At 64.3% G+C, this 26,340-nt stretch carries 23 protein-coding genes and 1 tRNA gene; 12 read left to right on the top strand and 12 right to left on the bottom strand.

The window, feature by feature from the left end:
* Positions 1-23: 23 nt before the first annotated feature.
* From mscL to ABE463_RS16965, 3 genes are all read right to left on the bottom strand, one after another.
* Entirely contained in the window at positions 24-437 is a 414-nt protein-coding gene (gene mscL / locus ABE463_RS16975) for a large-conductance mechanosensitive channel protein MscL (protein WP_121039325.1), read from the bottom strand.
* Between the two features lie 54 nt (positions 438-491).
* Positions 492-1,199 (bottom strand): fumarylacetoacetate hydrolase family protein, encoded by a 708-nt coding sequence (locus ABE463_RS16970; RefSeq protein WP_121039322.1) that lies wholly within the window; start codon positions 1,197-1,199, stop codon positions 492-494.
* A gap of 108 nt (positions 1,200-1,307) precedes the next feature.
* Positions 1,308-1,583, bottom strand: a complete 276-nt coding sequence (locus ABE463_RS16965) for a hypothetical protein (protein WP_121039319.1) — start codon at positions 1,581-1,583, stop codon at positions 1,308-1,310.
* 177 nt (positions 1,584-1,760) lie between these two features.
* On the opposite strand from ABE463_RS16965, the gene ABE463_RS16960 reads away from it, so the two are divergent.
* A complete protein-coding gene (locus tag ABE463_RS16960; protein WP_346468959.1) occupies positions 1,761-2,108 on the top strand; it encodes a Rieske (2Fe-2S) protein in 348 nt (115 codons plus the stop codon).
* Positions 2,109-2,228: 120 nt separating this feature from the next.
* On the opposite strand, the gene ABE463_RS16955 is transcribed toward ABE463_RS16960, so the two are convergent.
* From ABE463_RS16955 to thiS, 4 genes are read right to left on the bottom strand one after another with little or no spacing between them, the layout of a single operon-like run.
* Positions 2,229-4,076 carry an SLC13 family permease gene (locus ABE463_RS16955; RefSeq protein ID WP_346468958.1) on the bottom strand — a complete coding sequence of 616 codons (1,848 nt, stop codon included), beginning with the start codon at positions 4,074-4,076 and terminating at the stop codon, positions 2,229-2,231.
* A gap of 24 nt (positions 4,077-4,100) precedes the next feature.
* Positions 4,101-4,835 carry a tRNA (guanosine(46)-N7)-methyltransferase TrmB gene (trmB, locus tag ABE463_RS16950; RefSeq protein WP_346468957.1) on the bottom strand — a complete coding sequence of 245 codons (735 nt, stop codon included), beginning with the start codon at positions 4,833-4,835 and terminating at the stop codon, positions 4,101-4,103.
* Positions 4,835-5,629, bottom strand: coding sequence for a thiazole synthase (locus tag ABE463_RS16945; RefSeq protein WP_121039307.1), 795 nt, complete (start codon positions 5,627-5,629; stop codon positions 4,835-4,837). Before ABE463_RS16945 ends, trmB begins: the two co-directional genes overlap by 1 nt.
* A gap of 38 nt (positions 5,630-5,667) precedes the next feature.
* Positions 5,668-5,868 (bottom strand): sulfur carrier protein ThiS, encoded by a 201-nt coding sequence (gene thiS, locus ABE463_RS16940; RefSeq protein WP_346468956.1) that lies wholly within the window; start codon positions 5,866-5,868, stop codon positions 5,668-5,670.
* Between the two features lie 205 nt (positions 5,869-6,073).
* Here thiS and ABE463_RS16935 point away from each other — a divergent pair, with 205 nt between their 5' ends.
* From ABE463_RS16935 to ABE463_RS16910, 6 genes are all read left to right on the top strand, one after another.
* Positions 6,074-7,903 carry an autotransporter domain-containing protein gene (locus ABE463_RS16935; RefSeq protein WP_346468955.1) on the top strand — a complete coding sequence of 610 codons (1,830 nt, stop codon included), beginning with the start codon at positions 6,074-6,076 and terminating at the stop codon, positions 7,901-7,903.
* 124 nt (positions 7,904-8,027) lie between these two features.
* Positions 8,028-8,101: transfer RNA gene (locus ABE463_RS16930), tRNA-Gly, on the top strand.
* A 149-nt stretch (positions 8,102-8,250) separates the two neighbouring features.
* Positions 8,251-9,144: a 30S ribosomal protein S6--L-glutamate ligase gene (gene rimK, locus ABE463_RS16925; protein ID WP_346468954.1), complete on the top strand. Its 894-nt coding sequence runs from the start codon at positions 8,251-8,253 to the stop codon at positions 9,142-9,144.
* A gap of 227 nt (positions 9,145-9,371) precedes the next feature.
* Positions 9,372-9,845 carry a hypothetical protein gene (locus tag ABE463_RS16920; protein WP_346468953.1) on the top strand — a complete coding sequence of 158 codons (474 nt, stop codon included), beginning with the start codon at positions 9,372-9,374 and terminating at the stop codon, positions 9,843-9,845.
* Positions 9,846-9,853: 8 nt separating this feature from the next.
* Positions 9,854-10,531, top strand: coding sequence for a response regulator transcription factor (locus tag ABE463_RS16915; protein WP_019183933.1), 678 nt, complete (start codon positions 9,854-9,856; stop codon positions 10,529-10,531).
* Positions 10,532-10,535: 4 nt separating this feature from the next.
* Positions 10,536-11,858, top strand: a complete 1,323-nt coding sequence (locus ABE463_RS16910; RefSeq protein WP_346468952.1) for a HAMP domain-containing sensor histidine kinase — start codon at positions 10,536-10,538, stop codon at positions 11,856-11,858.
* 36 nt (positions 11,859-11,894) lie between these two features.
* Here the strand turns inward: ABE463_RS16910 and coaE are convergent, their stop codons facing one another.
* The 3 genes from coaE to ABE463_RS16895 are packed head-to-tail and all read right to left on the bottom strand — an operon-like array spanning position 11,895 to position 14,647.
* On the bottom strand, positions 11,895-12,506 hold the full coding sequence (gene coaE, locus ABE463_RS16905) for a dephospho-CoA kinase (RefSeq protein ID WP_346468951.1): 612 nt from the start codon (positions 12,504-12,506) through the stop codon (positions 11,895-11,897).
* Positions 12,507-12,516: 10 nt separating this feature from the next.
* On the bottom strand, positions 12,517-13,380 hold the full coding sequence (locus ABE463_RS16900; RefSeq protein WP_346468950.1) for an A24 family peptidase: 864 nt from the start codon (positions 13,378-13,380) through the stop codon (positions 12,517-12,519).
* A 7-nt stretch (positions 13,381-13,387) separates the two neighbouring features.
* Positions 13,388-14,647 (bottom strand): type II secretion system F family protein, encoded by a 1,260-nt coding sequence (locus ABE463_RS16895; protein ID WP_179460226.1) that lies wholly within the window; start codon positions 14,645-14,647, stop codon positions 13,388-13,390.
* A 360-nt stretch (positions 14,648-15,007) separates the two neighbouring features.
* Here ABE463_RS16895 and ABE463_RS16890 point away from each other — a divergent pair, with 360 nt between their 5' ends.
* The 3 genes from ABE463_RS16890 (at position 15,008) to pilB (ending at position 20,527) form a co-directional block, all read left to right on the top strand.
* The gene (locus ABE463_RS16890; RefSeq protein ID WP_179460227.1) at positions 15,008-15,448 is read left to right on the top strand and encodes a pilin; all 441 of its coding nucleotides are present in this window, start codon (positions 15,008-15,010) and stop codon (positions 15,446-15,448) included.
* Between the two features lie 220 nt (positions 15,449-15,668).
* The gene (locus tag ABE463_RS16885) at positions 15,669-18,788 is read left to right on the top strand and encodes a fused MFS/spermidine synthase (RefSeq protein ID WP_346468949.1); all 3,120 of its coding nucleotides are present in this window, start codon (positions 15,669-15,671) and stop codon (positions 18,786-18,788) included.
* Between the two features lie 14 nt (positions 18,789-18,802).
* Positions 18,803-20,527 (top strand): type IV-A pilus assembly ATPase PilB, encoded by a 1,725-nt coding sequence (gene pilB, locus ABE463_RS16880; protein WP_346468948.1) that lies wholly within the window; start codon positions 18,803-18,805, stop codon positions 20,525-20,527.
* Between the two features lie 91 nt (positions 20,528-20,618).
* Here the strand turns inward: pilB and ABE463_RS16875 are convergent, their stop codons facing one another.
* The gene (locus ABE463_RS16875; RefSeq protein ID WP_346468947.1) at positions 20,619-22,007 is read right to left on the bottom strand and encodes a sigma-54 dependent transcriptional regulator; all 1,389 of its coding nucleotides are present in this window, start codon (positions 22,005-22,007) and stop codon (positions 20,619-20,621) included.
* Between the two features lie 72 nt (positions 22,008-22,079).
* Positions 22,080-23,693 carry an ATP-binding protein gene (locus ABE463_RS16870; RefSeq protein ID WP_346468946.1) on the bottom strand — a complete coding sequence of 538 codons (1,614 nt, stop codon included), beginning with the start codon at positions 23,691-23,693 and terminating at the stop codon, positions 22,080-22,082.
* Positions 23,694-24,026: 333 nt separating this feature from the next.
* Here ABE463_RS16870 and sucC point away from each other — a divergent pair, with 333 nt between their 5' ends.
* Both sucC and sucD read left to right on the top strand, forming a co-directional pair.
* Positions 24,027-25,196: an ADP-forming succinate--CoA ligase subunit beta gene (gene sucC, locus ABE463_RS16865; RefSeq protein ID WP_166923844.1), complete on the top strand. Its 1,170-nt coding sequence runs from the start codon at positions 24,027-24,029 to the stop codon at positions 25,194-25,196.
* A gap of 21 nt (positions 25,197-25,217) precedes the next feature.
* The gene (sucD, locus tag ABE463_RS16860; protein WP_137190155.1) at positions 25,218-26,093 is read left to right on the top strand and encodes a succinate--CoA ligase subunit alpha; all 876 of its coding nucleotides are present in this window, start codon (positions 25,218-25,220) and stop codon (positions 26,091-26,093) included.
* Positions 26,094-26,340: the final 247 nt, after the last annotated feature.

Below are 26,340 nucleotides of genomic sequence, written 5' to 3'. Positions count from 1 at the left end.
GGCTTTCGATGGGTAGTGCCGCCTCAGTGCTTGAGGTTGTCGCGGATCTCGCGCAGCAGCAGCACTTCTTCGCTCGGCGCGGCCGGGGCGGCCGGCTCGGCCTGCTTCTTGCGGGCCAGGCGGTTGATGAACTTCACGACCATGAAGATCGCAAAGGCCACGATCACGAACTGCACCACGGTGTTGAGGAAGTCACCGTAGCCGATCACCACCGCCGGAATCTCTTTGCCATCGGCGGCAATCCGGGCCGGGGCCAGGGTCCAGGCCAGCTCGGAGAAGTCCACCCGGCCGATCATCCAGCCCAGCGGCGGCATGATGATCTTGTCCACCAGTGCGGTGACGATCTTGCCGAACGCCGCGCCGATGACCACACCGACGGCCAGATCGATGACGTTGCCGCGCATCGCGAATTCTTTGAACTCAGTCAGTACACCCATCGGGCTCTCCTGTCGCAGTGGGGAAAAAGACGCCGCAGCGTAACGCAGTGGATGTCATCCAGCGATGATGCCGTGGCGCTCGGCCACGTTTTCCAGGCGCGCGCTGAAACGGTCGCCCGGCTTCAACGCGGCCACGCCCGAGGGCGTGCCCATGAACACCAGATCGCCTGCGCGCAGCGCCCACAGCTTGGACAGCTCATGCAGGATCTCCGGCACGTTCCAGATCATCTGGTCCAGCAGCGACTGCTGGCGCACTTCGCCATTGATCTCCAGCGACAGGTTGAGCGCGGCCAGATCGCCCACTTCGCCGGCCGGCACCAGCTCGCTCACCGGGGCGGACTGATCGAACCCCTTCGCCGGATCCCACGGGTGGCCCTTGGCTTTGGCCTGCGCCTGCAGATCGCGCCGGGTCAGGTCCAGGCCGACGCCGTAGCCGAACACCAGCGCCTCGGCCTGGTCGACCGGCAACTCGCCGGCAGGCGCGTCCTTGCCGATCGCCACCACCAGTTCCACCTCGTGGTGCAGGTCCTGGGTGGCGAGCGGGTAGGGGATCACATCGTCATGGCCGACCACGATCGCATCGGCCGGCTTGCTGAAGAACATCGGGCGGCCGCGATCGTCGGCAGACGGCACGGCCGCACCCATTTCGCGCGCGTGATCAGCGAAGTTGCGGCCGACACAGTAGATACGACGCACCGGGAAGGTACCGCCGCCAGCGACCGGAATACGGGGCTGCTCGGGCGTGGGAATTACATCGGTCATGCGCGCGTCCTGTGGAGAGGTTTCGCCGCAGTCTAGAGCGTTTTCCCGCCGCCAGAAACAGAAACGGCCGCGCAGGGCGCGGCCGTCATCAGGAGGAATGCGCGTCGATCAACGCGACATCGGCAAGGCCTGCTTGCGGACCACCCGGTACTCGCCGTCCACGACCTGCGACGGAACGGTGCGCGCACTCTTGCGCTGGGCGAGCAGCTTCCATGCCAGACCGGCGATGATCATCGCCGCGCCCACGAACACACCCACGAACACCAGCGCGGCCAGGATCGCCAGGCCCAACAGACCGACCGCGACGCGCACCAAGGGGTGGCGCGGCTTGCGCGGCGCGAACAGGGCACGGAACTGGTTGAACTGGAAGATGCGGCTGTACATGGCACTCTTTTTGGCTGAGGTCAGCAGTGGACGAGTATCCGTGCTGGCCTTTGTGACTGAGTGAAAAAAGCGTTAAACGTACCCCGCGCGCATTGCAAATCAATGACTTGTATTCATCCGGGAGCCAGTGACATGAGCGCGTGAGACACTGTGCCTCCACTGCCTGTTGTAGATGCCATGTCCGTTCCAGAGACCACCGCCACCGCCCTCATCGCCTTGGACGCCATGGCCGACGGGGGTTTCGCTGAAACCGATGCCAGCATCGATGGCGACAGTGAATCGTTGGTGTTGTACCGCGCGGGCGACCAGGTGCGCGCGTGGCTGAACATCTGCCCACACGCGGGCCGCCGGTTGGATTGGGCGCCGGGTCAGTTCCTGAAAAGCAAGGAAGGCCATCTGGTCTGCGCAGCGCATGGCGCCTCGTTCTCGCTGGACAACGGCGACTGCGTAGCCGGGCCGTGCCGCGGTGATCGCCTGCGCGCGGTGCCCGTCCAGGTGCGCGACGGCCAGGTCTGGCTGGCGTGACAACGACCGGTGGGCCGGGGGCCATCGGTAGGTAGCGACCGTTGGTCGCTACGCCTCCGATGCCGTCAGCGGCCGGCACTACTGGCCGCATCGGGCGAGCCGGCCGCTGGCCGGCACGCCCTAGAACATCAGGTTGATCATCAGCACCACGACCGCCGTATAGATCAACGACAGCGGGGCGCCGACCCGCCACAGCTCGCGCGGGGTGTAGTTGGCCGGGCCGGTGATCATCGAAATCACCGGGTTCGAGGCGGTCATCAGATTGTTCGAGGCCGACAGCGCCACGATCAGCGCGAACGCGGTCGGGCTGCCCCCTGCGGCCAGCGCCAGGTTCACCGCGATGGGCACCATCACGATGGTTGCGCCCACGTGGCTGATCACCAGCGAGAACATCGTGGTCAACAACGCCAGCGCGATTTCCAGCACCCACACCGGGATGCCGGTCGGCAGGCGGTCGATGGTGTGCCCGGCGATCCACGCCGCCGCGCCGCTGCTGTCCATTGCCCAGCCGAGCGGAATCAGCCCGGCCATCATGAACACGGTTTTCCAGTTGATCGAGGCGTAGGCCTCGTCCATGCGCAGCACGCCGGTCAGCAGCATCCCGGCCACGCCGGTCATCAGGGTCAGCGCCACCGGTAGCTTGGAGGTCAGCGCGATCAGGATGGTGAGGCCGAAGATACTCATCGCGATCTTGAACTTGTGCGGGCGCTGCTCACCCTTGGGGTAATCGGTCACCACGACGAAGTCGCGGCTCTTGGCCGCCTGCGCCAGGTCGGTCCAGATGCTGTGGAAGACCAGCATGTCACCCGCGCGCAGGGCCACGTTGCGCACGTCTTCGCGGATCACCTGCTTGTCGCGGTTGATCGCCAGCAGGCTGATGCCGCGCTGCTTGCGCAGGCGCAGATCCGAAGCGCTCTTGCCGATCACGTCGGAGGTGGGCGGCACCACCGCTTCGGAAATGCCGGCGCGGCTGGGGTTGAACAGATCACCCAGGTGCTTCAACCGCGAGGACATCCGCAGGAACTGGTTCTGTGCGAAATCGCTGACCTGCTGGCGCGCGCCCATCACACCCAGCACGCTGCCGACCCAGATGCGCATTTCCGCCGGCGGCGCCAGGCGGGTGTCGTTGCCGGTCTTGAGCGCCAGCAGCAGCGGCGCATCGTGCACGTTCTCGGCCTCGCCCAGGGTCATGCCGACCAGCGGGCTCTCGGCGGTGACCACCAGCTCGAATACATCGCCTTCGATGCCGTAGGTCTTGGCGAAGTAGCTTTCGGTGCGCGACGGGGTGACGCCGTCGTTGGCCAGCGTCTCTTCCTCCACCAGCTTGCGATCACCGAAGTAGCGGAAGTACAGCAGCGAGGCGATCAGCAGGGCTACACCGATCGGCAGCGGCGCGAACATGCGCAGCGGCTCGATGGTGGCCAGGCCCGAGGGCAGGTTGTTGTTGGCCGAGGCCAGCAGATCGTTGAGCAGGATCAGTGGCGAGTTGCCGACCATGGTCAGCGCACCGCCCATCACGATGGCCGCGGCGATCGGCAGCAGCAGGCGCTGCAGCGTCAGCCCGGTGCGCGCGGCCAGCCGCGAGGCGACCGGCAGGTACAACGCCATCACCGAGGGGTTCTGCATGAACGAAGAGTTCAAGCCGGCGATCGCGGTGGTCATCATCAGCAGGCGTGTTTCCACGCCATGCCCGCGCCGCAGCAGCCAGGCCGCCAACCGGTTCAGCGCCCCGGTGCGGTCCAGGCCCGCGCCGAGGATGGTGGTGGCGATGATGCTCATCACCGCGTTACCGGAGAAGCCACCGAAGATTTCTTCCGGGGCGATCAGGCCGGTGACGCCGAGCACCACCAGCACCACCAATGCCACCACGTCGGCGCGGATGCGCTCGAACAGGAACATCGCCATCGTGAAGCCGACCAGCCCGAGGACGAGCTTCATGTCGGTAGTCAGCGTCAGCGCGGTATCCATGGGGTGGCGCGGTTCCTTGTCGGATCAGGTGCGGTCGTACAACAGGTCCCACACGCCATGGCCGAGCTTCTGGCCACGGGTTTCGAAGTGGGTCTGCGGGCGCCATTCCGGCCGCTCCACCTGCCCACGCGGGCCGGCGCGGTTGGTCAGCCCGGCAGTGGCGTCGAGCACGTCCCACATCTGCTCGGCATAGTCTTCCCAGTCCGTGGCGCAGTGAAGGCGGCCACCCACGCGGAGCTTGCGCACCAGCAGGTCGGCAAAGCCGGGCTGGATCAGGCGACGCTTGTTGTGGCGCTTCTTGTGCCACGGGTCCGGGAAATAGATGCGCACTTCATCCAGCGCGCCATCGGCGATTTCCTTTTCCAACACCTCCACGGCATCGTGGTGGTACAGGCGCACGTGGTCGGCGTTGTCGTCGGCCAGGGCATTGAGCAGGCGGCCCACGCCGGGGGCGTGGACTTCCAGACCGATGTAATCGCGGCTGGGATCCTGCTGCGCAGCGAAGCGCAGTGCGGCGCCATTGCCGAAGCCGATTTCCAGCACCTTGTGCGCATCACGCCCGAAGGTGGCATCGAGATCGCGCGGCTCACCGGTGAAGTCCAGCCCGAAGCGCGGCCAGCGGTCATCGAATGCACGCTGCTGGGCCGGGGTGAAGCGGCCCTGGCGCAGCACGAAACTGCGGACCTCGCGGCGGCCTTCGGTGATGGTGAAGGGCTTGGGCGGTGCCTTGGCACCGGCGCTGTCGAAAGGATTGGTCATCAGCCGATCAACCCGTCGATCGGCGAGGACGCACTGGCGTAGCGCTTGCGCGGAATGCGCCCGGCCAGGAAAGCCTCGCGGCCGGCTTCCACGGCCTTGCGCATCGCGCTGGCCATCAGGATCGGGTTGCGCGCGCCGGCGATGGCGGTGTTCATCAGCACGCCGTCGCAGCCCAGTTCCATCGCGATGGCCGCATCGGAGGCGGTGCCCACGCCGGCATCGACGATGATCGGCACCTTGGCGTCTTCGATGATCTGCAGCAGGTTGTACTTGTTCTGGATGCCCAGGCCCGAGCCGATCGGCGCGGCCAGCGGCATGACCGCCGCGCAGCCGATCTCTTCCAGGCGCTTGGCCAGGATCGGGTCATCGGAGGTATAGACCATCACCTCGAAGCCATCCTTGACCAGCTGCTCGGCCGCCTTGAGGGTCTGCACCACATCCGGGTACAGGCTCTTCTGGTCGCCCAGCACTTCCAGCTTGGTCAGGTTGTGGCCGTCCAGCAGCTCGCGGGCCAGCCGGCAGGTGCGCACGGCGTCTTCAGCGGTGTAGCAGCCGGCGGTGTTGGGCAGGATGGTGTAACGGTCCGGCGGCAGCACGTCGAGCAGGTTCGGCTCGCCCGGGTTCTGCCCGATGTTGGTGCGGCGGATCGCCACGGTGACGATCCGGGCGCCCGCGGCCTCGGTGGCCAGGCGGGTTTCTTCCAGATCCTTGAACTTGCCGGTGCCGGTGAGCAGGCGGGAAGCATAGGTCTTGCCGGCGATCACCAGCGAATCAGTGGGGGCAGGTGCATTCATGGCCCGAATTATCGCCTATCGCGCGTCACGATGCTGCCTCAGCCGCCGCCCAGCGCATGCACGATCTCGACCACGTCGCCCTCGCGCAGGCCATGGCTGGCGTGCTGGCTGCGGGTGACGATCTCGCCGTTGACCTCGACCGCGACGCGGCGCTCGAGCAGGTCTTCGCCGCGCAGCAGATCATGGACGGTGGCGGTGTGCGGAAGCTGGCGGTTCTCGCCGTTGAGCTGGATGTTCATGACGGTATTGTCCCGCAATCACTCCACTGTGCGTACCCTATGCGCCCCGCGGCAGAGGTGCCGCGAGCGTCAGGCCAATGATGGCCGGGCGGCGGGCTGCCGGGTGTCATGCCGCAGCGCAGCGTGATGCCGGCGAGGTGCAGTGGAAACATGGCACCGTGCGCCGGCGTACGTCCGCCGTCTTCCCCACCCTAAAGGAATTTTCATGTTGCTCAGCAAACGCCCGATCCGTTCCCTCATGGCCGTGGCCATCGCCCTGGCCGCGATGCCGGCCATGGCGCAGTCGCCGTACACCAAGACCGTCTTCATCGGCGACAGCCTGACCGATGCGGGCTACTTCCGCCCGCTGCTGCCGGCCGCGGTGCAGCCGGTGACCGGCCAGTTCACCACCAACCCGGGCTGGACCTGGGCCCAGCACGTGGCCAACTACTACGGCACCAACGGTGCGGCCCACGGCAACGGCCAGAACGGTGACAACTACGCCATCGGCGGCGCCCGCGTCGGCGTGGACACCAGCCAGGTGCTGGCTGCCGGTACCCCGGCCATTCCGGTGTACTCGCTCAAGACCCAGACCGCGCAGTACCTGGCGGCCAACGGCGGCAAGGCCGATCCGAACGCGCTGTACACCGTGTGGGGCGGTGCGAATGATCTGTTCGCGATCCAGGCCGGCGCGCCGCTGGTCTCCACCCTCACCAACGCCGTCACCGACCAGGTCGGCATCGTCGGCACGCTGAAGGCGGCTGGCGCCGAATACATCGTCGTCCCGACCATTCCGGACGTCGGCCTGACCCCGGGCGCCCGCGCCGGTGGCCCGGCCGGCATGGCTGCCGGCACCGCGCTGGCCAAGGCCTACAACGACGCCCTGTTCGGTGGCCTGAAGGCTGCCGGCCTGCAGGTGATCCCGGTCGACACCTTCCACATCCTGCAGGAAATCGTCGCCAACCCGGCGCAGTACGGCTTCGTCAACGTGACCAGCCCGGCCTGCACCACGGCGTCCTCGCTGACCTGCAACCCGACCAGCTACGCCACCCCGAACGCTGCCAACAGCTACGTGTTCGCCGATGGCGTGCACCCGACCACGGCCACGCACGAGATGCTGGGCCAGTACACGCTGTCGATCCTGGAAGCCCCGCGCAACCAGCAGATCCTGACCCACTCGGCACAGACCATCGGCCGCTCGCGCGCTGACCAGGTCAGCTGGCATGTGGATGGCCGTCCGGCCGACGGCCTGAGCTGGTGGGGCAACCTGCGCGGCGACATGCAGCGCTACGCCCACGCCGATCTGTACGACGGCATGGCCCCGGCCGGCCTGTTCGGTGTGGATTGGGCGCGTGACGGCATGGTGGTCGGCGGCTTCGCCGGCTATGGCCGCATGGACGCCGATTTCGGCAACAGCAAGGGTGACTTCACCCAGTCCGACACCACCGTGGGCCTGTTCGCCGGCTGGTATGGCGAGCGCGCCTGGGTCAATGGCCAGCTCAGCTACAGCTGGCTGGACTACGACGTGACCCGTAAGCTGCAGCTCGGCCCGGCAACGCGCATCCACAAGGGTTCGCCGGAAGGCAGCAACCTGACCGCCGCCTTGAACGCCGGTTACGAGTTCGGCACCGAAGGCGGCTTCCGTCACGGTCCGGTCGCCGCCGTGATCTGGCAGAAGGTGAAGCTGGACGGCTACACCGAATCCAACCTGAGCGCCTCGGCGCTGGGCTATGCCGACCAGGATGTGGATTCGACCGTCGGCCGCGTTGGCTGGCAGGCCCGCTTCGATGGCGGCAACGTCAAGCCGTACGTGCAGGTCACCTACGACCACGAGTTCGAGGACAGCAAGCAGGCCAGCGCCTGGCTGCAGACCATGCCGGACGTGGGCATGTACAAGGTGCCGGGCCTGGAGTTCGACCGTGACTACGCCACCGCCGTGCTGGGTGCGCGCCTGAACCTGTGGGGCCTGAGCAGCAATATCGGCATGAGCACCACCACGATGCAGAAGCGTGCGCGTGACGTGTCGCTGTTCGCCAGCTTCGGCGCCAGCTTCTGATCCCACGTGCGCAGTGCCCGTTCGCGGGCACCGCGCACGGCAGCGGAAAGCGAGAAACAACGGGCGGCCCAGTGCCGCCCGTTGCCTTTCATGCCCCCGCCCGAATAGACTTACGCCGCGCCTTGCGGGTGTAGCTCAATGGTAGAGCTGTAGCTTCCCAAGCTACTGACGAGGGTTCGATTCCCTTCACCCGCTCCAACTGCCGCGCCTTTCTGCTGAATCCCCTTTTTTCAATCTTCTCCGTCCGCTGTCGGCACGGTTGTCGTGCTGAAACAACGCGCGAAGATCGTCATCGCACCATCCCGGCCCCGCGCTATGCTTCGCGCTTTCCCGCCCCCTGCGCCGCGATGAAACTCGCCATCCTGTCCCGCAACAGCAAGCTGTACTCCACGCGTCGCCTGGTGGAGGCCGCGCGTGCGCGGGGCCATACCGTGCGCATCCTCGATCCGCTGCGCTGCTACATGCGGATCGCGGCGGACGGCTTCACCATGCATTACAAGGGGCGGCCGATCACCGGGGTGGATGCGGTGATCCCGCGCATCGGTGCCTCGGTCACCCGCTACGGGACGGCGGTGCTGCGCCAGTTCGAGATGATGGGCGCCCGCACGCCCAATCCCTCCGATGCCATCCTGCGCGCCCGTGACAAGCTGCGGGCGCACCAGATCCTGGCCTCCAAGGGCATCGACATGCCGGTCACGGTGTTCGGCGACAACCCGGACGACACCGTCGATCTGCTCTCGATGCTCGGCCCGCCGCCGCACGTGGTGAAACTCAACGAGGGCACCCAGGGCAGGGGGGTGATCCTGACCGAGAAGGCCAGCGCCTCGCGCGGCATCGTGGAGGCACTGCGCGGGCTGTACGCCAACTTCCTGATGCAGGAGTTCATCGGCGAGGCGCAGGGCGCCGACCTGCGCTGCCTGGTGGTGGGCGACCAGGTGGTCGGGGCGATGCAGCGCCAGGCCCCGGAGGGCGACTTCCGCTCGAATCTGCATGCCGGCGGCAGTGCCCGCGCGGCCAAGGCCAGCCGGGCGGAGCAGCAGGTGGCCGTGCGCTCGGCCAAGGCGCTGGGCCTGGGCGTGGCCGGGGTCGATCTGATCCGCTCCAGCCGTGGCCCGCTGGTGCTGGAGGTGAATTCCACCCCGGGGCTGGAGGGCATCGAGGCGATCTGCCGGGAAGACCTGGCCGGGCGCATCATCGACCATGTTGTTTCGTTGAAAAAGCCTGCTAATACAAGGGGTTGACGGGGGTTTCTGCAGTAGGGGAAGGTCTTAACATCGGTTTAATCGACCCCGGCGTAGGCTCTGTCGAACCGCAGCTCTGCCCTCCTCAGCAGGAACGGTAATCGGGAAACACCTTCAGGCCCAGGCGGAAACGCCTGGGCCTTTTTCTCCCTGACCTCCAGCACTTGCTGCCACTGGCAGGCCCGGCATACATTCGGCGTTCACTTCACAGCACGGATCAGCTCGACATGAAGCGTTTGACGATGGCCATGGCGGCCGCAGCACTGGCACTGGCAATGGGAAGCGCCGCAGCGGCGCCGAAGAACAAGGAAATCTTTGAGCCGGGCAAGCCCATGGCTGAACAGATCACCAAGATAGAAGCGGACCTGGCCAACGGCGAGACCTACTCGGAAATCACCGTGGATCAGCGCAGCCGGGTCCGTCAAGCCTTGGGGCATATGCGTGGCATCATCGAGCGGAGCGGCAGCGAGGCCTCCCTGTCTGCGGCCAACCGCACGGAATTGTTCAACGACCAGCAGGTGGTGAACACCGTTTTGACACAGGCGCGCGAAGATAGCCGTCTAATATGCAAGCGTGAGCGCGTGGTGGGCTCCAACATGCCGCAGACGCAGTGCATGACGGTCGCCCAGCGGGAACGGATCAAGAGCACGTCCCAGAGCAGCATGGACCAAGCGCAGCGCGTCGGTCGTTTTTCCAACTAGAGGTCACAGTGCGAATCCTTGTAATCGAAGACAACAGCGACATTGCCGCCAACCTGGGCGATTACCTCGAAGACCGCGGGCATACCGTGGACTTCGCTGCCGATGGCGTCACCGGTCTGCACTTGGCCGTCGTCCATGAGTTTGACGCAATCGTGCTGGACCTCAACCTGCCCGGCATGGATGGGATCGAGGTCTGTCGCAAGCTCCGCAACGAGGCGCGCAAGCAGACCCCGGTGCTGATGCTGACCGCCCGTGATTCGCTGGACAACAAGCTGGCCGGGTTTGATTCCGGTGCCGATGACTACCTGATCAAGCCGTTCGCGCTGCAGGAAGTCGAAGTGCGGTTGAACGCCCTGTCGCGTCGCGGCAAGGGCGTGCAGACCCGCGTGCTGGAAACCGGCGATCTGGAATACAACCTGGACACGCTGGAAGTGCGTCGCCAGGGCAAGCTGCTGCAGCTCAACCCGACCGCGTTGAAGATCCTGCAGGCGCTGATGGAGGCTTCACCGGCCGTTGTCACCCGCCAGGAACTGGAAACCCGCGTCTGGGGCGAAGAACTCCCGGATTCGGATTCCCTGCGCGTGCATATCCACGGCCTGCGCGCCGTGGTCGACAAGCCTTTCGAGGTCCCGATGATCCAGACCCGTCATGGCATCGGATACCGCATCGCCGCGCCGGAAGCCTGATCCGGTGACGGGGAAGGGGGAGCGCCGCCGCGCGCCATACCGGCGCCGGCTGCGCAGCCGCATCATCGTCTCGTTCGTGCTGTTGGGCTTCTGCCTGACCACGTTGTTTGCGTTCGCCACCAACTGGACCCGCGCCCGCGTGGAAAGCCAGCTCGTCGAAGACGTGATGAACCGCAACATCGATGAGTTCGCTAAGCGCTTCTATTCCGACCGTACCCGTAATCCGGACCTGCCCGTGCAGCAGATGCGGGCCTTCGCGTACCCGCGCGAAATGCTGGACCGTGTGCGGGTAGAACGGGCGGAATGGGCGGCGTTGCCGAACGGCAACCACAACGTGAGCGGCCTGGACGATGAGGGCAAGCCTTACGCCTATAAATTGGCGGTCCGCAAGGCCGACGATGCCTGGTTTTTCCTGGCGTACGACATGACCGAGGCCACCCGCGGGGAGGCCCAGCTCAAACGCGCGCTGTTGATTTCTGTCCTGGTGTTCAGCGTCCTGTCCCTCGTCCTGGGCTGGTGGTCGGCTTCCAAGGTCATGAAGCCGGTATCCGATCTGGCCGCCCGCCTGCGCGCGTACCGCGGTGGCACCAGCGAGCCCGAGCCGCTGGCGCCGCGCTTCCCGGACGATGAAGTGGGTCAGCTGGCCCAGGCGCTGGACGACTATTCCGCGCGGCTCACCGAGGTGGTGCAGCGCGACCGCGAATTCAACGCGGACGTCAGCCACGAGCTGCGCACGCCGTTGGCGGTGATCCGCGGCGCCACCGAGCTGCTGCTGACCCGCCCCGATCTCGATCCCAAGGTCCTGCAGCGCCTGCAGCGCATCCAGCGTGCCGAGCAGCAATGCACCGATCTGATCGGCGCGTTGCTGCTGCTCTCGCGCAACGAGCGCGGGCAGGGCAGCAGCAATGTCGCCCGGGTCTCCGAACAACTGCTGGATTCGCATCGCGCCCAGCTGGGCGGCAAGCCGCTGGAGCTGATCCTGGAAGGCAATCACGACCTGGTGATCGATGCGCCGGAATCGGCCTTGTCGGTCGCCTTGGGCAACCTGATCGGCAACGCAGTGAAGTACTCCAAGGAAGGCGCGGTTCGCGTGCGCGTCGGCAAGAACGCGGTCGAAGTGATCGACAGCGGTCCCGGCCTGAGCGAAGAGGATGCGGCCAAGCTGTTCCAACGCGGCTACCGCGGCACGCATGCGGGCCATTCGCAGGGCGGGGGTATCGGCCTGTCCATCGTCAGTCGCCTGTGCGATCTGTATGGCTGGCAGGTCAACGTGCGCCCGGGCGCAGAGCGCGGCGTCATCGCCACGCTGACCTTCTCCCCAGCGTAAGACGGTAGGGCCGACCGTTGGTCGGCGCCTCCAGATCTACCGCGCCGCCAACGCCCGATACGCCCGATCCAGCCGCTCCACATGCGCCTGCAGATGATCCGGGTGCCCGTCATTGACCACCACATCATCGGCCAATGCCAGGCGCGCCTCGCGGCTGGCCTGGGCAGCGATCATGCGGTCGGCCAGAGCGGTATCGATGCCATCGCGCTGCATCAGCCGTGCATGCTGTACGGCCACCGGCACGTCCACCACCAGGATCCGGTCCAGCCACGGGTACTGCTGGCGGCCACCGGCTTCGGTCAGCAAGGGGATCGCGGCGATCGCATACGGCCCGTCGGCCTGTTCGCAGGTCTGGCGCAGCAGCTGGCGGATCGCCGGATGGGTGATCGCCTCCAGTGCCTGGCGTTCCTGCGCCGAATCGAAGATGCGCGCGCGCAGCGCGGCACGGTCCAGCTGGCCATCGGCCAGCAGGATGTTCGTTCCGAAATGCGCGGCAATCCGAGCCAACCCCTTGCTGCCCGGTGCAACCACCGCGCGGGCAGCCAGATCGGCGTCGGCCACGGTGATGCCCAGCGCTTCGAAGCGGCGGCTGACCTCGCTCTTGCCGGCGGCAATGCCGCCGGTCAGCCCGATCACGAAGCGGCTCATCGTGCGGCGCTCAACGCAGGCCGGCGTAGCTCAGGTAGCCGTTGATCAACGGCTCGCCCCACATGAACACGATCCAGCCGGCAATGGCCAGGTACGGCCCGAACGGGATCGGCGTGGCCCGGTCGCGGCCGCGCGAGTACAGCCAGATCGAGCCGATGATGGCGCCCACGATGGACGACAGCAGGATGATCGGCAGGATGCCCTTGAGCCCGCACCAGGCACCCAGGGCGGCCAACAGCTTGAAATCGCCGTGGCCCATGCCTTCCTTGCCGGTGATCTGCTTGAACAGCCACCACACCGACCACAACGAGAGGTAGCCGGCCAACGCCCCCAGCAAGGCCGGTTTGGCCGGCATGTACAGGTTGTCGCTGGCCGCGATCAGGCCCAGCCACATCAAGGGCAGGGTCAACTGATCCGGTAACAACTGGGTGCGCAGGTCGATGCCGGACAGCGCCACCAGGAAGCAGCTCAGCACGATCGCGCCGAACCCCTGCCAGCCGAAGCCGAACTGCCAGACGCTGGCGAGCACCAGCACGGCGGTCAGCAGCTCCACCAGCGGGTACTGGATCGAGATCGGGGCATGGCAATGGCGGCACTTGCCGCGCAGGGCCAGCCAGCTGAACAGCGGGATGTTCTCGTACCAGGACAGCTTGTGCTTGCAGTGCGGGCAGTGCGACGGCTCCACCACGATCCCCGGCGGGGGCGGCTCGTAGATGTCCGGTTCTTCCAGCACCTCGCGCGCATCGCGCTTCCACTCCCACTCCAGCCGCTTGGGCAGGCGCAGGATCACCACGTTGAGGAAACTGCCGATCAGCAGTCCCAGTCCGGCCGCGGCGGGGTAGCCGAGGATGGGATGCTGGTCGAGAAATGCCATTGATTAGTTATCCAACTACCGCGCCGAGTTTGAAGATGGGCAGGTACATGCCGATCACCATGCCGCCGACGATGGTACCAATGAACACCATGATCATCGGCTCCAGCAGGCTGCTCAGGGCGTCCACGGCATTGTTGACCTCCTGCTCATAGTACTCGGCCACCTTGAACAGCATGGTGTCCAGCGCGCCGGCCTCTTCGCCGATGCCGGTCATCTGCACCACCATGTGCGGGAAGATGTTGACCTGCTTCATGGCCATATTGACCGGGTAGCCGACCGACACGTCGTCGCGCATGCGTAGCACCGCTTCCTCGTAGACCTTGTTGCCGGTGGCGCCCGCGACGATACCCAAGGCTTCCACCAGTGGCACGCCGGCCTTGAAGGTCACGGCGGTGGTGCGGGCGAAGCGGGCGATCGCACTGTTGTTCATGATCTGGCCGATCACAGGCACCTTCAGGATCAGACGATCCATGGTGTGCTGCATTTTTGGCGAGCGTTTGTAAGCGTATATCGAGCCAAACAACGACCCCAACACGACAGCGAGCATGACCCACCAGTACGCCACCATGAAGCGAGATGCTGAGACGATCATCTGGGTGAAGGCCGGCAGCTCAGCACCGAAATTCTTGAACACCTCTTCGAACTGAGGCACGACGAAGATCAGTAGAATCGTGCTGACCAAGATGGCGACGGTTACAACCATGGCGGGGTAGAACAACGCCTTCTTGATCTTTCCCTTCAGGGCTTCGATGTTCTCTTTGTACGTGGCGATGGTATCCAGCACCGTTTCAAGCACGCCGGCACTTTCACCCGCCCGTACGAGGTTGCGATACAGCTCATCGAACTGAACGGGGTGCTTGCTGATGGCTTCGTGCAGGGAGGAGCCGCCCTCGATATCGTTACGTACGGTATCGACCAGCTTCCTCATACGGGGGTTCTTATGGCCACTGGCGATGATCTCCAGCGAGCTGACAATTGGTACGCCCGACTTCATCATGATCGCCATCTGGCGACTGAAGAATGCAATGTCCTTTGCATTTACAGGGGCGCCGGCCGGGCCGAATAGGGGCTTTGGCTTCGGCTTGACGATGCTTGGCATGATCCCCTGTCGCCGCAGTTCGGCGCGCAGAAGGTTGGCATTCTTGGCGGGCTGTTCGCCCTTCATCTTGATGCCCCGCTTGTCGGTCCCCTCCCAGACAAACGGCTTCAACTCCATGGTGTTACGCGCCACGGGCTCTTTCTTGATCGCGCTACGGCTGACAGACATACAGGGCTCCCCAGCCACACCATCCCCAGGCGGGCTTCTCGCCGCATGGTAGCTGGTTCCGGGGAGTGTTGGCAGTCCTCATCGGTGTCCAGCGCGGGCAACGAGCGCCGACCAAGGGTGTCAAAAGGTGACGCAGCACGTCACATTGCCGGATGCGTCGCAAATTGTTGTGAGGGGGGTTCCAATCCTGAAGATTGGTGCCATCATTGCGCCGGGGAATGCTGGGGAGCATTGCTGGCACTGTTGGCACGCAACCTGCTTCGATCCACCCGCACAGGGCGCCCGCCTCGCTCACCCGGTTCGCCGGTTAGGCAATGGCCCAGTGCCCTATCTATATTTCTACCTCTAGGGGATGTACTCATGAAGAAGCAGCAGGGCTTTACCCTGATCGAACTGATGATCGTTGTCGCGATCATTGCCATCCTGGCCGCTATCGCGCTGCCGGCATACTCGAACTACACCAAGAAGGCCAAGGTCTCGGAAGTGATCCTCGCCGCTTCGTCGCTGCGTACGGATCTCTCTGAGTACGTCGCAAGCAACAATGCGTTGCCGCCTGCCACTTGGGTGCCAGACTTCCAGGAAACCCAGTATGTCAAGTCGCTGGCATGGGATGCCACCGGCAAGACGATCACTGCTACCGCTCAGAACATTTCTGACGATATCGATACCAAGACCATCACCCTGACTCCGGATGCAACGAAGTTGGAAGATGGCGTCCTGCCGAGCTGGACCTGCGAAGGTACGATCGAAAGCAAGTATCGTCCGGGTAGCTGCCAGGGCGCGGCTACCAAGGCTGACTAACAGCTTCTTCGTTAGCTCAAGTATTGTGGTGCTGGAAAGGGGGCTTTGCCCCCTTTCCTTGTTTTTGAAGTCAGAGTGGCCGGTGTATTTGATTGAGCGGGAAGCTAGCCGCCAAATTGCAGTTGCTCGAATACAGGTTTTGGCGATTGCTGAAGGACTCGGGTAGCGTCGGTTGAAGAGCCACCGTCGAGCTTACAGATTAATGAGCGTAAGCTTGGGAATGGCACGCAAGGGCTGCGTGTATGGGGCAAGAATACGTGTTGATGGGGGAGTTGTGATCAGATTTAGCAATGCTCGAGGTAACTGGCTTCTCGCAATCTTTGTTCTTTCGGGATTTGCAGGGCTTATTTATCAGTCCATCTGGACACAGTACCTTGGCCTGTTCCTCGGTCACTCATCCCACGCCCAATCGCTGGTCCTCATGCTGTTTATGGGGGGGATGGCTGTTGGCGCGTGGCTGGTGAGTAGGCGCAGTAGCAGTTTGCGCAGGCCGCTTCTGGTCTACGCCATCATTGAACTGCTCATCGGTGCGCTTGGTCTCGGATTTGATGAGATATTCCAGGCGGTTACTAGCTGGGCCTACACGCAGGTCATGCCCGGACTGGAGGGAGCTTCGCTGTCTTCTTTCCGCTGGGTGCTCGCGACGGTGTTGGTTCTCCCGCAGTGTGTGCTGCTAGGTGCGACTTTCCCGTTGATGAGCGCCGGCTACATGCGGATGCAGCCGGACGCGCAGGGCCAAGTGCTCGCAGGTTTGTATTTTTCCAACAGTTTGGGTGCAGCATGTGGTGCCCTAGCCTCAACGTATCTACTTCTGCCTGCCGTTGGTTTGCCTGGTACAGTCATGGCTGCAGGGCTGCTGAACTTCGCAGTAGCAGTGCTGGTGTACCCCTTGAGTCGCAATGTAATTGCTGCGACGCCAACTTCTGTTGCTCTCTCGGCCTCTGCAAATGAACCGCCGACTAATTCTCGCCTCGTAGTCATGGTGTTGCTGGTAGCCGCTTTGACCGGAGCGTCTTCCTTTGTCTACGAAATCACTTGGGTGCGCATGCTTTCGCTCGCACTTGGTACGACGCTGCATTCCTTTGAACTGATGCTAGCTGCGTTTATTGCAGGCATCGCATTCGGCGGTTTCTGGCTGCGTCACCGCGCCGACCGCATGTTGTCGCCCTTGCGTGTGGCTGGATGGGTCCAAATTTGGATGGGCCTCGCTGCGCTCGCTTCGATGTTTGTGTATGCCCAGTCGTTTGAGTGGGTGGGATGGTTGATGCGAGTTATTGTCCGCAGTGCGGACGGCTACGGTCTCTACAATCTGGCCAGTGCAGTGATTGCGGCGCTCGTGATGTTTCCCGCTGCATTCTTCGCGGGTATGACGCTTCCGTTGCTCACGCTCGCACTCTTGCGGGCGGGTCACGGTGAGAAGGCTATCGGTCAGACGTATGCATTCAACACTGTTGGCGCCATATTGGGTGTGCTGGCTGCGGTGCATATTCTCATGCCTATGTTGGGCTTGAAGTACGCATTGATCGTGGCTGCGGCAGTTGACCTTGGGTTGGGGCTTTGGCTGCTGCAGTACAGTAGTTCGAACGTCGCGTCCTACCTTCATCATCCGGCCCTTCGTGCATCTCTAGTTAGTGTCGCTGGCGTCATTGCGGCTGTTGCATTTGTTCGTTTTGATCCTCTCGTCCTCAGTTCCTCTGTTTACCGCCATGGCAGTACGCGTCTCAGCGAATCTGCCAGAATGCTGTACTTTAGGGACGGTGCGACGGCGACAATTTCTCTTTACGAGAATGACAGTGCAATCGGTACCATTCGCTCCGTCGCTACGAATGGAAAAGTTGACGCCGGCATGGCGGTTTCGATGGATCAGGCGCCGACCAGCGACGAATCAACGATGATCCTGCTTGGTGCGTTGCCACTCGCGATGCGGGATGGCTATGAACGCATCGGTGTGATTGGTTTTGGGTCGGGGCTGACCACACACACGCTACTTGGGGACAGCCGCGTAGGCCAAGTGGATACCGTAGAAATAGAGCCGGCAATGATTCAAGGTGCGCGGCTGTTTGGCGATCGCGTGACGCGTGCATTCGAAGATCCGCGTTCACATGTTGTGATCGATGATGCCAAGGCGTACTTCGCAGCCAGTCCACGCAAGTACGATCTAATCGTCTCAGAGCCCTCCAATCCTTGGGTTGGCGGGACGGCATCCTTGTTTACTGAAGAGTTCTATGCGTTTGTGCCGCGTCATCTCAATGAAGACGGCATATTTGTGCAGTGGTTGCAGCTGTATGAGATCACTCCCGAGCTGGTGAGTTCGGTGCTCGCAGGCATGGTCGGGCAGTTCTCTGACGTGCGCGCGTACCTTGCCAACAAGGGTGACTTGATTCTTGTGGCTACCCCAAAGGGTAAACTGCCGGCACTATCGTCGGATGTCTTTGACCAGCCCATGCTGCGTGCGGAGCTCGCTCGCATTGGAGTTCACGGTTTGGTGGATCTGGAGGACACTTTGGCGATGAATGATCAGGCGTTGCGAGCATTTGTTCCACTGTATCCATCATCTCAGAACTCTGACTATTTCCCCGTTCTCAAGCTCAACGCACCGACGGCTCGGTTCCGTCAGGCAAGGGTAGGTGACTTTGAGGCAGTGATGACAGCTCCTTGGCCTATGAGAGAGGCTCTGGGTTCTTCGCCCCCGTTACACCGCGAGCTTGACGAGAGGAAGAATTTGCTTCCATCTCGTCTGTTAGACAAGCGACGCGCGGCGGCTGAACTGTCCTTGGTGATGACCGGGGCGTCTCAAGTCGAGCGGAAGTGGGCCAGTGCCGTCGATTTCACGCAGGCTGAGGCGCTTCGGGGCGTGGCCTCGGCATGTAGGCTGAATGACTCAGGTGTAGATGCGACGAGCCTGATCTTTTCGCTGGCTTGGGAAACGATCCCGTACTTGCCTGAAGCGGAGCGTGTCACGCTGTGGAACAATGATCGATGGCTTGCGTGCCAGACGGACGAGGGCTCAGCTGGCGACGCGTTGCGCCTAGTGTCTGCGGCGGCTGCCGGTCGGCACGAAGACGTTCTCATGTTTGGCCAGGCATTGCTTCAGGGCGAGAATGGGAAGCAACTTATGGCGGACGGCACTTCTGGCTACTATGTGTTCGGTGCCATGCAGCACGCTGCATTGGTTATGGGGAACGCCTCAAAGGCGCGTGAGCTGAAAGATAAGTACTGGAGCAAGCTCTCGCCGGATGCTCGCAGTAGTGGGCGATTGCGGCTGCTGACATATCTGGCGGCACTTGGCTCGCCCGTGTCTGATATGCATGAGCCTCGTCAATCGCATCATCAGAACTGAATGGAATGATGAACATGAACGCTGTCACGTCAGCCAATCTGGTCGGAATCACTGGCATTGCCCGTCGTCTTGTGCAGGATGGAGTGCTTGAGGAGGCTGCCGCGCGTGAAGCGATGACGCAGGCTGCGTCCGCGCGGCTCCCTCTGCCGCAGTGGTTTGCCCAGAAGAAGCTGGTTACCAGTGCTCAGCTGGCAGCCGCCAACGCGGTTGAGTTCGGCATGCCGCTGATGGACGTTTCAGCGTTCGACAACAACCAGAACGCAATGGGATTGGTCAGCGAGGAGTTGCTGCGCAAGCACCACGTACTGCCGCTGTTCAAGCGCGGCGGCAAGCTGTTCGTCGGTACCAGCAATCCCACGCATTCCTTGGACGAAATCAAGTTCCACACCAACCTGGTGGTGGAACCGATCCTGGTCGATGAGGACCAGATCCGCCGCACACTGGAGCAGTGGCAGTCCAAGCAGGACACGCTTGGCTCGGCGCTGGGCACTGACGACGAGATGGGGGACTTGGACGTCTCCGCAGGCGATGAAGAAGGCGGGTCGATCGACTCCGGCGTCGACGCCAAAGGCGACGACACCCCTGTCGTAAAGTTCGTCAACAAAGTCCTCGTAGACGCCATCCGCAAAGGCGCCTCGGACATCCACTTCGAACCCTATGAAGACGACTACCGCGTGCGCCTACGCATCGATGGTCTGCTCAAGAACGTGGCCAAGGCCCCGGTCAAGCTCAACCAGCGCATCGCCGCGCGCCTGAAGGTGATGGCGCAGCTGGATATCGCCGAGAAGCGGGTGCCGCAGGATGGGCGCATCAAGCTCAACCTGTCCAAGACCAAGCAGATCGATTTCCGCGTCAGCACCCTGCCCACGCTGTTCGGCGAGAAGGTGGTGCTGCGTATCCTGGATGGCAGCGCGGCCAAGCTGGGTATCGACAAGCTCGGTTACGAGCCGGCCCAGCAGAAGCTGTTCCTGGATGCGATCCACAAGCCCTACGGCATGGTGCTGGTGACCGGCCCGACCGGCTCGGGTAAGACGGTCTCGCTGTATACCGCACTCGGCATCCTCAACGACGAGACGCGCAACATCTCCACCGCCGAAGACCCGGTGGAAATCCGCCTGCCCGGCGTCAACCAGGTGCAGCAGAACGTCAAGCGCGGCATGACCTTCGCTGCGGCGCTGCGGTCGTTCCTGCGCCAGGATCCGGACATCATCATGGTCGGCGAAATCCGCGACCTGGAAACGGCCGAGATCGCGATCAAGGCGGCGCAGACGGGCCACATGGTGCTCTCCACGCTGCATACCAACGATGCGCCGCAGACCATCGCGCGCCTGATGAACATGGGCATCGCGCCCTACAACATCACCAGCTCGGTGACGTTGGTGATCGCTCAGCGCCTGGCGCGTCGGCTGTGCAACAACTGCAAGCGTCCGGTGGAGCTGCCGGCCAACGCGTTGCTGGCCGAAGGCTTCACCCAGGCGCAGCTGGATGCGGGCATCAAGCTGTTCGAGCCGGTCGGCTGCGATGAGTGCACCGAGGGTTACAAGGGCCGTACCGGTCTGTACCAGGTGATGCCGATGACCGATGAGATTTCAACCATCGTGCTGGCCGGTGGCAATGCGCTGCAGATTGCCGAGGCCGCGCAGCAGGCGGGTGTGAACGACCTGCGCCAGTCGGCGTTGATCAAGGCAGCGGCGGGTGTGACCGGGCTTGCCGAGATCAATCGTGTGACCAAGGATTGAGTGGCGCCGTTTGAGCGTGCGAAAAGGCCCGCGAATGCGGGCCTTTTCATTGCTGGGACGATGATCCCGGGCAGCCACCCATGGGGTGGCGCTACTCCATGCCGAGCTTTTTCAGTTTGTAGCGAAGCGCCCGGAAGGTAATGCCCAGCTGCGCGGCGGTGCGGGTCTTGTTCCAGCGGTTTTCTTCCAGTGCCTTCTGGATCGCGGTGCGCTCCATCTGTTCGATGTAGGAGGGCAGGGCGCCGCTGCCGGTGGGCAGGTCGATCACGGCCTCCTGCTGCGTGGTGGCCGCGGCACTGCTGGCGCCAAAGCGCGGCGCGTGCTGCGGCAGGCGCAGGTCACTGGCACCGATGCGGTCTTCCTCGGCCAACGCAAGTGCGCGCTCCAGGATGTTCTCCAGTTCGCGCACATTGCCGGGGAAGTGGTACTGGGCCAGCGCTTCCAGCGCCGAGGGCGCCAGCAGCGGGGTCGGGCGGCCGTGGGTGCGGGCGAGCCGGGCCAGGATCGAGGCGGCCAGCGCGGGCAGGTCGCTGCGGCGCTCGCGCAGCGGCGGCACGCGCAGTTCGATCACATTGATGCGGTAGTACAGGTCGTGGCGGAAGCGGCCATCTTCGACCAGCTCGCCCAGGTCCTTGTGGGTCGCCGAGAGGATGCGCACGTCCACCGGTACCTCGGTGGCGGCGCCGACCGGGCGGATGGATTTTTCCTGGATCGCGCGCAGCAGCTTGACCTGCATCTGCAGGGGCAGCTCGGCCACTTCATCCAGGAACAGGGTGCCGCCATGCGCGGCCTGGAACAGGCCGGGCTTGTCCGCGTGGGCGCCGCTGAAGCTGCCCTTCTTGTGGCCGAAGAACTCGCTCTCCATCAGCTCGGACGGGATTGCGCCGCAGTTCACCGGCACGAAGGCACCGGGCGCGCGCGCGCTCTGCGCATGGATGGTGCGGGCCACCAGCTCTTTGCCGACGCCGGATTCGCCGAGGATGTAGACCGGGGCCTGGCTGCGCGCGACCTTGCCGATGGTGGCGCGCAACACGTCCATCGAAGGCGAATCACCCAGCAGGCGCGCGGCCTGCTCGGGGGCGAGCGGCGCGGGGGAGGCACGTTCGGTGTTGTTGAGTTCCAGTGCGTGCTTGACCAGGCCGCGCAGCACGGAGATGTCCACCGGCTTGCTGACGAAATCGAACGCGCCGGCCTTCAGCGCTTCCACCGCCAGGTCCATGCTGCCGAACGCGGTGATCATCGCCACCGGCGTGCGCGGAAAGTGCTGCGCGATCTCGGTGACCAGCTCGATGCCGTTGCCGTCGGGCAACCGCATGTCGGTGATGCACAGGTCGTAGGGATTGCTGGCCAGCAGCTCACGGGCTTCGGCGAGGTTGGCCGCGGTGCTGATGCGCAGGCCCATCCGGCCCAAGGTCAGTACCAGCAGTTCGCGGATGTCGCGTTCGTCGTCGACGACGAGGGCGCTGCGGGTGTCATTCATAAGGAAGGAAGATAGCCGAGGGCGGTCGTTGGCGACAAATGTTTGACGGTGGCAGCCGGGTGTGCACGCGCCTCATCCGTGCATCATCGTGTGCGGGCCGGCCAGGATCAGCCGGAAGCAGGCGCCGCCGGCCGGCACCGAGACGTACTCCAGCCGGGCCTGGTTGGCGCGGCACAGCTCGCGGGCGATATACAGCCCCAGCCCGGTGCCGTGCTCGGAGGTGGTGAAGAACGGGCGGAACAGCTGGCTGGCCACGGTCTCGGGAATGCCCGGGCCGCGGTCCATCACATCGATGATGGCGATGCGGTCCTGGCGCGCCACGCGCAGCCGCACGCGCGCCGGCTCCTCGGCCACGCGGCCGTACTTGAGCGCGTTGTGGACCAGCACGGTCAGGATCTGGTGCAGGTGGCGCGGGTCCACCAGGGCATGCACCGAAGTCTCGCTGATGATCGGCTCCACGCTGTCGGTTTCCAGCGACAGGCCCTGCTTGTACTCCAGCACGAAGCGGCGCACGAAGGCGGCCAGGTCCACGTTCTCCGGGTTGGCGCGCTCGCGCCGGGCCAGGCCGAGCACGCTTTCCACGATGCCGTTGGTGCGCTGGCACTGCTGGCCGATGATCTGCAGCAGACGGCGGTCGGTATCACCGATGTCGGCCGATTCTTCCAGTAGCTGGGCCGCGTAGTTGATCGCCGCGAGCGGGTTGCGGATCTCATGGGCCAGGCTGGCCGAGAAGCGGCCCATCGCCGAGAGGGTCAGCGATTCGGCGCGGCGCGAGACCACGGTGGAGTCGTCCAGGAACACCAGGGTCAGGTCGCTCCCGGCGAGCAGGCGGGCAAAGCGCGGCTGCACCTCGGGCTGGTCCGGCGAAAGCTGCAGGGGCAGTTCTTCGTTGGTCCAGCCGTTGCGCCAGCGTTGCAGGCGGCGGCTCAGTTCGGGCGCGGCGCTGCCCAGCTCCAACCGACCGCTGCCACTGTTGCCGTCGGCATCGCCGAGCAGGGTGGAGGCCGCTTCGTTGGCCAGGGTGATGCGGTTGGCACCATCCACGACGATCACGCCGGTGCGCATGCGGCGGATGATCAGCTCGTTGATCTGGAACAGGTTGGCCACTTCGTCGCCGCGCTGGTTGGCCAGCTGCTGGTTCATGCGGGCGCGGTTGCCGACCTGGTAACTGATGAAGGCAATGGCCAGGTAGCTGGTGACGAACATGGCCAGCTCGGCCAGGGTGCGGGTGGGATCACCGCCTTCGACCAGCTTCCACATGTATTCGCCGGCGGTGGCGACGCTGGCCGCAGCGGCCAGGCCCAGCCCCATGCTCAGCGGCAGCAGCGTGGCCGCGGCAGCGATGTTGAACAGCAGCGACATCGAGATGCCCGCGCTGGCACCGGGCAGGGCATGCGCCAGCAGGGTGGCGGCGATGATGTCGGCGGCCACGCTCCACACCACGATGGTGCGCAGCCAGCGCTCGTTGCGGCCGAACAGCAGCACCAGCACGGCCACGACCAGATAGCCACTGGCCACGATGGTGGCCAGCTTGGGGTGGTCAGCGGCGCCGACCAGTCCGCTCAACGGGCTGAACAGCAGCGCGCCGATGACGGTGGCCATCAGCAGGCGGTACAGCGCGAAGAAATACAGCTCGCGCCGCGGAATCGATTCGATGCGGTCGATCAATGAAGCACTGGGTGACACGCCGGAACTCCCCTTCTGGCACCGGGCCAGTGTAGGGGGTCCGGCCCGGTTTGGGGGCGGCGGGCCGGGGCCGGGCGCGTGAAGGCCGGGCCCGGCGAGCGGGTGGACCGCCTGCGCGGCGAAACCCCGCGCGGGCCGGCCGGCTGTTTCCGGCACCGCCTGCAACTGCCTGAAATTGCGCCGGAAACGGCCCCGCGCGGGTGTCTTGGGACTGACTTCTTTGCGCGCGCGCGCCGGGTCGTCCACAATAGTGGGCCCGCCGCGGTCCTTACCGGCGCCCCCGTGAGGGAGCCTTGGAGATGCGTGCGGTCGTTCCTATTCCCACGGTGACGCATGAATTTCCACGAATACCAGTCAAAACAGCTGCTTGCCGAGTACGGCATTCCCGTTCCGGCCGGCAAGGTCGCGGCGACCCCGGACGAAGCAGTTGACGCTGCCAACGCTCTGGGCCAGGGCCCCTGGATGGTCAAGGCGCAGATCCACGCTGGCGGCCGCGGCAAGGCTGGCGGCGTCAAGTTCTGCAAGACCACCGACGACGTGAAGGCCGCTGCGGCCAAGATGCTCGGCACCAAGATGGCCACCTACCAGACCGCTGGCGTTGAACTGCCGGTCAACCTGGTGCTGGTGACCACCGCCGGTGAGATCGTCAAGGAACTGTACCTGTCGGTGCTGGTTGACCGTGGCACCAAGACCATCACCTACATCGCCTCTTCGGAAGGCGGCGTGGAGATCGAGCAGGTCGCCGCTGAAACCCCCGAGCTGATCCACTCGCTCAACGTTGATTTCGTTGAAGGCGTGCAGGGTTACCACGGCCGTGATTTCGGCTTCAAGCTGGGCCTGACCGCCAAGCAGGCCGGCCAGTTCGCCAGCATCATGGTGAACCTGTACCGCCTGTTCAACGAAAAGGACCTGGCCCTGGTTGAAATCAACCCGCTGGCCATCCTGGACGACGGCAACCTGTACGCGCTGGACGGCAAGTTCGACAGCGACGACAACGCCGCGTTCCGTCAGAAGGCTCTGGTTGCCATGCGCGACAAGACCCAGGAAGACGAAACCGAAGTGACCGCTTCGGAGCTGGACATCAACTACGTCACCATGGACGGCAACATCGGCTGCATGGTCAACGGCGCCGGTCTGGCCATGGCCACCATGGACGTCATCAAGCTCAACGGCGGCGAGCCGGCGAACTTCCTGGACGTGGGCGGCGGTGCGAACAAGCAGCGCGTCATCGAAGCGTTCAAGCTGATCCTGTCCTCGGACAAGGTCGAAGGCATCTTCGTCAACATCTTCGGCGGCATCGTCCGCTGCGACATGATTGCCGAAGGCATCATCGCCGCGGTCAAGGAAGTGGGCGTCAAGGTTCCGGTCGTGGTGCGCCTGGAAGGCACCAACGTGGAAGAAGGCAAGCAGCTGCTGCGTGACAGCGGCATGGCCATCATCCCGGCCGACAACATCAACGACGGTGCCAAGAAGGTCGTCGAAGCTGTCAAGAACGCTGCCTGATCCGACACCGAAGGAAATCCAATGTCTGTTTTGATTAACAAGAACACCAAGGTGATCGTGCAGGGCTTCACCGGCCAGCAGGGCACCTTCCACGCCACTCAGATGATCGAGTACGGCACCCAGGTTGTTGGCGGCGTGACCCCCGGCAAGGGCGGCACCACCCACATCGATCTGCCGGTCTTCAACACCGTTGCCGACGCCGTGCAGAGCACCGGCGCCAACGCGTCGGTCATCTACGTGCCGCCGCCGTACGCGGCTGACGCGATCCTGGAAGCGGCTGCGGCCGGCATCCAGGTCATCGTGTGCATCACCGAAGGCATCCCGGTGCTGGACATGCTGCGCGTCAAGAACGTGCTGACCCGTGCCCATCCGGACACCGTGCTGGTCGGCCCGAACTGCCCCGGCGTGATCACCCCGGGCGAGTGCAAGATCGGCATCATGCCGGGCCACATCCACATGCCGGGCAAGATCGGCATCGTGTCGCGCTCGGGCACCCTGACCTATGAAGCGGTCAAGCAGACCACCGAAGTCGGCCTGGGCCAGTCCACCTGCATCGGCATTGGTGGTGACCCGATCAACGGCCTGAACTTCGTCGACTGCCTGAAGCTGTTCAACGAAGATCCGCAGACCCTGGGCATCATCATGGTCGGCGAAATCGGCGGCGACGCTGAAGAAGCCGGTGCCGAGTACATCAAGAACCACGTGAAGAAGCCGGTCGTCGGTTTCATCGCGGGCGCCTCGGCTCCGGCCGGCAAGCGCATGGGCCACGCCGGTGCGATCGCATCGGGCGGCAAGGGCACCGCCGAGGGCAAGTTCGCCGCCATGGAAGCTGCCGGTGTTGTCACCGTCCGCTCGCCGGGCGACCTGGGCGCTGCCATCGCCAAGCTGGTGAAATAAGACCGCGGCCGCGCAGCGGCCACGTGTCTGTAGAGCCGGCCGCTGACCGGCTGCTCGAAACAGAAAGGCCGCCTCCGGGCGGCCTTTCTGCGTTCAAGGCGATACCCGGAGCGGTAGGTCCCGGCCGCTGGAAGGCAAGCACGCCACGTAGTGCCGGGCGCGGGCCGGCGCCGCATCGTGGTGCCGCCGCAGGCGTGGGTGGCGGGCCCCCGCCCGGCCAACAAAGAGCCTCTTGGCACCACACGCA

Source organism: Stenotrophomonas sp. TWI819, assembly GCF_039673075.1.
Classification (GTDB): Bacteria; Pseudomonadota; Gammaproteobacteria; order Xanthomonadales; family Xanthomonadaceae; genus Stenotrophomonas; species Stenotrophomonas rhizophila_B.
Note: the sequence above shows the minus strand (reverse complement) of the source record. Positions and strands in the feature narration are given on the sequence as shown.